This window comes from Caulobacter sp. B11 (genome assembly GCF_002737765.1).
Taxonomy (GTDB): domain Bacteria; phylum Pseudomonadota; class Alphaproteobacteria; order Caulobacterales; family Caulobacteraceae; genus Caulobacter.
In genome coordinates this window covers 1-7,455 of the sequence record NZ_PEGG01000145.1, presented here as the reverse complement: position 1 = coordinate 7,455, position 7,455 = coordinate 1, and the positions used below count along the sequence as shown (strand labels likewise).

Below are 7,455 nucleotides of genomic sequence, written 5' to 3'. Positions count from 1 at the left end.
CCCGGCGTGGCCGGTACGTCGAGGCTGTCGCCCCACCTGCATTTCGGCGAAATCGGCCCTCGCCAGGTCTGGGTGGCGGCCCAGGGCGCCATGGCCATGGGCGAAGCCCCTCACGCCGAGGCCAGAAGGTTCCTGTCGGAGGTGGGCTGGCGCGAGTTCAACCACACGATCCTGTTCCACAATCCCCAGATCCAAACCCAAAGCTTCCGCCCCGAATTCGACGGCTTCGGCTGGCGACGCGACGATGCGGCCTTCAAGGCCTGGACCCAGGGGCGAACCGGCTATCCGATCGTCGACGCCGGCATGCGCGAGCTTTGGACCACCGGCTTCATGCACAATCGCGTGCGGATGATCGTGGCCTCATTCCTGATCAAGCACCTGCTGATCGACTGGCGACAGGGCGAGGCTTGGTTCTGGGACACCCTGGTCGACGCCGACCTGGCCAGCAATGTCGGCAACTGGCAGTGGGTGGCTGGCAGCGGGGCCGACGCCGCGCCCTATTTCCGGATCTTCAACCCCATCACCCAGGGCGAAAAGTTCGACCCGCGCGGGGTTTATGTTCGGCGGTGGGTCCCTGAACTGGCGAGCCTGTCCGATTCCGTGCTGCATCAACCCTGGATGGCGCATCCGTCCAGCCCCTCGGCCCGTAGCTATCCCAGACCGATCGTGGAGCATGGCGCCGCGCGAACGCGGGCGCTGGAGGCTTACAAGAGCCTGAAAGGGAACTGAAGCCCCTCGGCCAACGCTGTTCGTTCAGCCATTTACACATCGGCGCCGAGTGTTTTTAAATTCGCCCCGGGTTATGGGATGGAACCGCCGATGACCGACACCCTGCAAATTTCCTGGCGCGATCCGGACCTGAGAAGCGCCCCGGCCGCCTTTCGCACGGCGGTTCGGGTGGCGGTCGAGAACTGGGCCGTGGGATCGCTGACCTTCATCCTGCCCTCCGGTAAGCCCTTGAGGATCCACGGCAAGACGCCCGGTCCGGACGCCATCATCCAGATCCGCGACTATCGCTTCGTGCGGCGGGCCCTGGCCTCGGGCGATATCGGCTTCGCGGAAGGCTACATGGCCGGCGAGTGGGACACCCCCGACCTATCGGCCGTGCTGTGCGCCTTTTCGCTGAACTTCGACCGCCTCACGGCCCTGGTCGACGGCAATCCGGTGATGCGGGTGATGAACTTCTTCATCCACCTGTTCAATCGCAACGACCGCAAGGGTTCGAAGAAGAACATCCACGCCCACTATGACCTGGGAAACGCCTTCTATTCCCGCTGGCTCGATCCGAGCATGACCTATTCCTCGGCGGTCTATGAACATCCCGGCCAGCCCCTGGAACAGGCCCAGCGCGCGAAATACGCCGCCCTGGCCCGCAGTATCGACCTACAGGCCGGGCAAAGCGTGCTCGAGATCGGCTGCGGCTGGGGCGGGTTCGCGCAGTTCGCCGCCCAGGAGGTCGGGGCGAAGGTCACCGCGATCACCATCTCCCAGGCCCAGCATGATTTCGCCGCCCAGCGGATGTTCGACCACGGCCTGGCCGACAAGGCCGACATCCAGCTGATCGACTATCGCGACGTCACCGGCCGCTTTGACCGCGTCGCCTCGATCGAGATGTTCGAGGCGGTCGGCGAGGAATACTGGCCGTCCTATTTCAGCAAAATCCACGAGGTGCTGACCCCGGGCGGTCAGGCCGGCCTGCAGATCATCACCATCCGTGACGAGCTGTTCGAGCACTATCGGACCCACACCGACTTCATCCAGCGCTACGTCTTCCCGGGCGGTATGCTGCCCAGCGAGGAACGCCTGCGGACTGAAACGCGCGCGGCGGGCCTGGACTGGACCCAGGTCACCCGCTTTGGCCAGGACTACGCCAATACTCTGGCGGAGTGGGGCCGCCGGTTCGAGGCGGCTTGGGGCGAGATCAGCGGCCTGGGCTTCGACGAGCGGTTCCGCAGGTTGTGGCGCTTCTATCTCAGCTATTGCGAGGCCGGCTTCCGAACCGAGCGCACCAATGTCATTCAACTGGGCCTGAGCCGCGCCTAGACGCGGGGCCTTCGCCTGGCGTGCGAGGTGTGCGTAGATGGACGAAAGTCCTTCGAGGTCGCGTCGCAATGAACCTCTACACCATGGTCCTGGATTTCCACGGGGGGACCTACATCACCCAGTTCGACGCCAAGACGGCGGTCGACGCCGTCACCGCCTGGTGCGGTGAACTGCAGCACGAGCAACTGCTGGGCGAGGTGTCGTCAGACCTCGCCGAGGGCATCATGATCGACGCCGTCGAGAACCAGTTGGTCGAGGTCGAGGGCCTGCACAATGTCTGGTGCGCGGCGACCACGGCGGGCGGGCCCCTGGCCCTGCTGAACGTGATCGAGACCCATCTGGGCGACTAAACGCCCATGGCCTTGCGTGTCGCGGCCGCCTTGGCGCGGAAGGCGACCCGTTCGGCTTCGGGCATCTTACCCAGGCTCCTGAGCGGCATCATCATGCGGCCCAGCCCGGCCAGCCGCCGCTCGTGCCGGTCGATGAAGTCCCAGTACAGGGCGTTGAACGGGCAGGCGTTGTCGCCCAACCGATCCTTGACGTCATAGTGACAGCCTTTGCAGTAGTCGCTCATCCGGTCGATATAGGCCCCGCTGGCCGCATAGGGCTTGGAGCCAACAATGCCGCCATCGGCGAAGGTGGCCATGCCGCGGGTATTGGGCATCTCAACCCATTCAAAGGCGTCGGCGAACACCACCATGTACCAGTCGTCCACGGCGTCGGGATGCACGCCCAGCAACATGGCCAGATTGCCAGTCACCATCAGCCTCTGAATGTGATGGGCATAGGCGTGGTCGCGGGCCGAGGCGACGGCGTCGGCGACGCAGGCCATGTCGGTCTCGCCGCTCCAATAGAACCAGGGCAGCTTGCCCTCGGCCTCCAGGGCGTTGCGCAGGCCATATTCCGGCATCTTCAGCCAGTAGACGCCGCGCACGAACTCACGCCAGCCGATGATCTGGCGGATGAAGCCCTCGACGGCGTTCAGGGGCGCCCTGCCCGCGCGCCAGGCCGCCTCGGCGCGCCGGCAGATGTCCAGCGGATCCAGCAGGCCGATGTTCAGGGCCGGCGAGATCAGGCTGTGCCAGAGGAACGGCCGCCCCCAGCTCATCGCGTCCTGCCAGTCGCCGAAGCCTTCCAACATGTCGGCGATGAAGTGGTCGAGGATCGCCTCGGCCTCGTCGGGATTGGTCGGCCAGTCGAAGGTGTCCAGGCGGCCGAAATGGTCCTCAAACCCCGCCCCGACCAGGGCCATAACCTCCCGGGTCACGGCGTGGGGCTCCGTGCGCAGGCGGGTCGGCGGCCGAATACCGGCGGGTAGCTTCTTGCGGTTCTCGGCGTCGAAGTTCCACTGGCCGCCGACCGGCTGGTCGCCGTCCATCAGCAGGCCGGTGCGACGGCGCATCTCGCGATAGAAATACTCCATCCGCAGCTCCTTGCGCCCCTCGGCCCAGGCGGCGAACTGCTCACGGGAGCACAGGAAGCGGTCGTCCTCGCGCACCTCGAGCGGCACGCCGAGTTCAGCGACGAGGGACAGCAGGTGCGCTTCGAGGCTCCATTTGCCGCAGGCCGTGCGGATGACCCGATCGACCGGCTCCTCGGCCAGGGCGCGGCGCAGCTCGCCGGCGATAGTGCGGGTGTTGGCCGGGTCGTCCAGCCGCACATAGCGCACCCGAACGCCGCGCGCCTCCAGCCGGGCCGCGAACTGGCGCATGGCCGACCAGATCAGCACCAGCTTGTGCTTGTGATGCTTCCAGACCGTGGCCTCGGCCGCCGATTCCGTCATCAGCACCACGTCATGGGCCGGGTCCAGATCCGCCAGGGCCGAGAGGCCGTCGCTCAACTGATCGCCCAGCACCAAACGCAACGCGCCCTGTCGTACTCATCGTGGTGTCGAGGCCTTCAGGAAAACTGGGTTGCATCGGGGCGCCCGCGCACGATCTACCATGAGGAGCCCTTTCCACAGCAGCCCGCCTCGCCAGATTCGCCCATGACCACCACAGCCAACGTCCTGGACGCCATCGGCAATACGCCCCTGATCCGCCTCAAACCGCGCCAGCGCCGCGACGGGCTGCGAGATCCTCGGCAAGGCCGAGTTCATGAATCCCGGCCAGTCGGTCAAGGACCGCGCCGCCCTGGGCATCATTCGCGACGCTGAGCGGAAGGGCTTGCTGAGGCCTGGCGGCCGCATCGTCGAGGGCACCGCCGGCAATACCGGCATCGGCCTGGCCATGGTCGCCTCGGCCCTCGGCTACAAGACCACCATCGTCATCCCCGCACCCAGAGCCAGGAAAAGAAGGACGCCATCCGCCTGCTGGGCGCGGAGCTGGTCGAGGTCGACGCCGTCCCCTATTCCAATCCCGACAACTATGTCCGCTATTCCGGGCGACTGGCCGAGCAGTTGGCCCTGACCGAGCCCAATGGCGTGATCTGGGCCAACCAGTTCGACAATGTCGCCAACCGCGACGCGCACTACCGCACCACGGGCCCGGAAATCTTCGACCAGACCGACGGCGCGGTCGACGGTTTCATCTGCGCCATCGGTTCGGGCGGCACCCTGGCCGGAGTCGCCGCAGCCCTGCGCGAACGCAAGCCGTCGGTGAAGATCGGCCTGGCCGACCCGCACGGCGCCGCGCTCTACAACTGGTACAGGAATGGGGAACTCAAGGCGGAGGGAACCTCGATCAGCGAGGGCATCGGCCAGGGTCGGATCACCGCCAATCTCGAAGGCCTGATGGTCGACCATCCCATCCGGATCAGCGACACCGAAATGGTCGAGGTGGTCTTCGACCTCGTGCAGCACGAGGGCCTGTGCCTGGGCGGCTCTTCGGGGATCAATGTCGCCGGCGCGATCCACATGGCCCGCACCATGGGCCCCGGCCACACCATCGTGACCATCCTCTGCGACCACGGCTCACGCTATCAGAGCAAGCTGTTCAATCCGGACTTCCTGCGGGAAAAGGGCCTGCCGACCCCGCCCTGGCTCTGAGCCCGTAAGGTGGAGTCGGCGCTTGCCCCTCGCCGCGGTTGACGCGATCCTGTTCCACCTACTGTAAACAGGGGCGAGTCAGACCCCGAAAGGCGCAGCATGATCCAGGACCCCCTCGTCTCCACCGCCTGGCTGGCCGAACACCTCGACGCGCCGGACGTACGGATTGTCGACGCCTCGTGGTTCATGCCGGGGACGCCCCGCGATCCGAAGGCCGAGTTCGCCCTGGCCCATATCCCGGGCGCGGTGTTCTTCGACATCGACGAGATCTCCGACGAGACCAGCGACCTGCCCCACATGCTGCCCAGCCCGATCAAGTTCGCCTCGCGGGTGCGCAAACTGGGCCTCGGCGACGGGTCCCGGATCGTCGTCTATGACAGCCAGGGCATCCTGCCCGCCGCGCGGGTCTGGTGGACCTTCCGCGCCATGGGCCACGAGGACGTTGTGGTGCTGGACGGCGGCCTGCCCAAGTGGATCGCCGAGGGCCGCCCCGTCGAGGACGGTCCCGCCGCGCCGCAGGAACGCCATTTCACCTCCCGCCACCAGGCCGACATCGTTCGCACGGTCGAACAGATGAAGCGCAATCTCGAGACCGGCCGCGAGCAGGTGATCGACGCCCGGCCGCCCGGCCGCTTCACCGGGGAGACGCCCGAACCGCGCGCCGGCCTGCGCGGCGGCCGCATCCCGGGCTCCTGCAATGTGCCCCTGACGGCGATGGTCGCGCCCGACGGCACGATGCTGAGCGCCGACAAGCTTTCCACCGTGTTCGAGGCGGCCGGGGTCGACATCACGCGGCCCGTCGTCGCCACCTGCGGCTCGGGCATCACCGCCGCCGTCGTGGCCCTGGCCCTGGCCCGGCTCGGACGACCCCGGGCGGCGGTCTATGACGGCTCCTGGACCGAATGGGGCGGGCGCGAGGATACGCCGGTCGAGCAGGGGTAGGATTGGGTCATGCCGCTCGATGAACAGACCCGCCTGACCCGCAACAGTTTCCAGGCCTCGTCCTTGGGCCGCACGGTCAATCCACCGATCCAGCGCGGCTCGACCGTCCTGCTGCCCGACGCCGCATCGCTGTATGACGACGACCAGCTGACCTACGGCATCACCGGTCTGGCCTCGCCCACCGCCCTGCAGACGGCCTTGGCGGAATTGGAGGGCGCCGAGCATCTGACACTTTACCCGTCGGGCCTGGCGGCGATCACCGGGGCCCTGCTGGCCGTGCTGAAGGCGGGCGACGAGATCCTGGTGGTCGACAGCGCCTACAAGCCGACCCGCCGGTTCTGCGACCGGGTTCTGGCCCGGTTCGGCGTCACGACGACCTATTACGACCCAGCGCTGACGCCCGACGCCCTGATGGCCCTGTGCACGCCCCGAACCCGGTTGATCCTGCTGGAAGCCCCCGGCTCCCTGACCTTCGAGATGCAGGACATCCCGGCCATCGCCGCCGCCGCCAACGCGCGCGGCGTGCTGACCCTGATCGATAATACCTGGGGCGCGGGCTACTATTTCAAACCCCTGGCCCATGGCGTCACCCTCAGCATCCAGGCCCTGACCAAATATGTCGGCGGCCATTCGGACTGTTTCATGGGCTCGGCCGCGACCAACGACCCGGCGATCGGTCAGCAGATGGCCGACGCCATGTGGGACATCGGCTGGTCGGTGTCGCCCGACGACGCCTACACCATGCTGCGCGGCCTGCGCACCCTGGCCATCCGCCTGCCCCGCCACCAGGCCGCCGGCCTGGAGGTCGCACGCTGGCTGCAAGACCACCCGGCGGTGTCGCGGGTGCTGCATCCGGCGCTGGAGAGCGATCCGGGCCACGCCCTGTGGAAGCGCGACTTCACCGGCGCCTGCGGCCTGTTCGGCCTGGTGCTGAAGCCAGCCTCGGATGGCGCGGTCTATGCGATGCTCGACAACCTCGACCTGTTCGGCCTCGGCTTCTCCTGGGGCGGCTATGAGAGCCTGGCCATTCCCTGCGACCCGCAGCTGAAGACCAGGACCCTGCCGGTTAGCCTGGAGGGCCCGCTGCTGCGCCTGCATATCGGGCTTGAGCACCCAAGCGACCTGATCGCCGACCTCGATCAGGGCCTGGCCCGCCTGAAGGGCTAAAGGGCGTTTTTGCGCGACGGGGGCGCGGCGAACGCCTAAACCCCGCCCTCGGTCGCCGTCTCCGCCCAGGGAGCCAAGGGTCCGGGCCCGGAGTTTCGCCATGACCATCCATATCGCCCTGCTGCGCAGCACCAGCGCCGGCGGCCGCCAGATCACCGGCGACCAGCTGACGGGCCTGTTGGTTCAGCTGGGGCTTGAGGTGATCCATGTCGATGCGAAGATCAGCGCCCTGGTCTTCGAAAGCGGCGAACGGACCGGCGCCGACCTGCAGGCTCAGCTCGAGACCGAACTGCACGGGCGCCTGGCCCTGCGGACCG

6 protein-coding genes and 2 pseudogenes are annotated in these 7,455 nt (G+C 67.2%); 7 read left to right on the top strand and 1 reads right to left on the bottom strand.

Annotation, left to right across the window (positions count from 1 at the left end):
- The 3 genes from CSW58_RS07290 to CSW58_RS07280 all read left to right on the top strand — a co-directional run.
- Nucleotides 1-729 (top strand): deoxyribodipyrimidine photo-lyase (locus tag CSW58_RS07290; RefSeq protein ID WP_143755117.1); only part of this gene is annotated, 729 nt, incomplete at its 5' end.
- 90 nt (nucleotides 730-819) lie between these two features.
- Nucleotides 820-2,043 (top strand): cyclopropane-fatty-acyl-phospholipid synthase family protein, encoded by a 1,224-nt coding sequence (locus CSW58_RS07285; protein ID WP_099446843.1) that lies wholly within the window; start codon nucleotides 820-822, stop codon nucleotides 2,041-2,043.
- Between the two features lie 68 nt (nucleotides 2,044-2,111).
- Nucleotides 2,112-2,393 (top strand): hypothetical protein, encoded by a 282-nt coding sequence (locus tag CSW58_RS07280; protein WP_099446842.1) that lies wholly within the window; start codon nucleotides 2,112-2,114, stop codon nucleotides 2,391-2,393.
- Here CSW58_RS07280 and CSW58_RS07275 read toward each other — a convergent pair.
- Nucleotides 2,390-3,907 (bottom strand): cryptochrome/photolyase family protein, encoded by a 1,518-nt coding sequence (locus tag CSW58_RS07275; protein WP_099446841.1) that lies wholly within the window; start codon nucleotides 3,905-3,907, stop codon nucleotides 2,390-2,392. The genes CSW58_RS07280 and CSW58_RS07275 overlap by 4 nt on opposite strands.
- Before the next feature lie 123 nt (nucleotides 3,908-4,030).
- On the opposite strand from CSW58_RS07275, the pseudogene CSW58_RS07270 reads away from it, so the two are divergent.
- The 4 genes and pseudogenes from CSW58_RS07270 to CSW58_RS07255 all read left to right on the top strand — a co-directional run.
- A pseudogene (locus CSW58_RS07270) lies at nucleotides 4,031-5,029 on the top strand (cysteine synthase A).
- Between the two features lie 99 nt (nucleotides 5,030-5,128).
- A complete protein-coding gene (gene sseA, locus CSW58_RS07265; RefSeq protein WP_099446840.1) occupies nucleotides 5,129-5,971 on the top strand; it encodes a 3-mercaptopyruvate sulfurtransferase in 843 nt (280 codons plus the stop codon).
- Nucleotides 5,972-5,980: 9 nt separating this feature from the next.
- On the top strand, nucleotides 5,981-7,138 hold the full coding sequence (metC, locus tag CSW58_RS07260) for a cystathionine beta-lyase (protein WP_099446839.1): 1,158 nt from the start codon (nucleotides 5,981-5,983) through the stop codon (nucleotides 7,136-7,138).
- A gap of 100 nt (nucleotides 7,139-7,238) precedes the next feature.
- Nucleotides 7,239-7,455, top strand: a pseudogene (locus CSW58_RS07255) (DUF1697 domain-containing protein); the annotation flags it as partial.

What these genes read in the sequence shown, in the direction of transcription:
- CSW58_RS07285 (WP_099446843.1), top strand. Translation starts at nt 820, where the DNA reads ATGACCGACACCCTGCAAATTTCCTGGCGCGATCCGGACCTGAGAAGC.
- CSW58_RS07280 (WP_099446842.1), top strand. Translation starts at nt 2,112, where the DNA reads ATGAACCTCTACACCATGGTCCTGGATTTCCACGGGGGGACCTACATC.
- sseA (WP_099446840.1), top strand. Translation starts at nt 5,129, where the DNA reads ATGATCCAGGACCCCCTCGTCTCCACCGCCTGGCTGGCCGAACACCTC.
- metC (WP_099446839.1), top strand. Translation starts at nt 5,981, where the DNA reads ATGCCGCTCGATGAACAGACCCGCCTGACCCGCAACAGTTTCCAGGCC.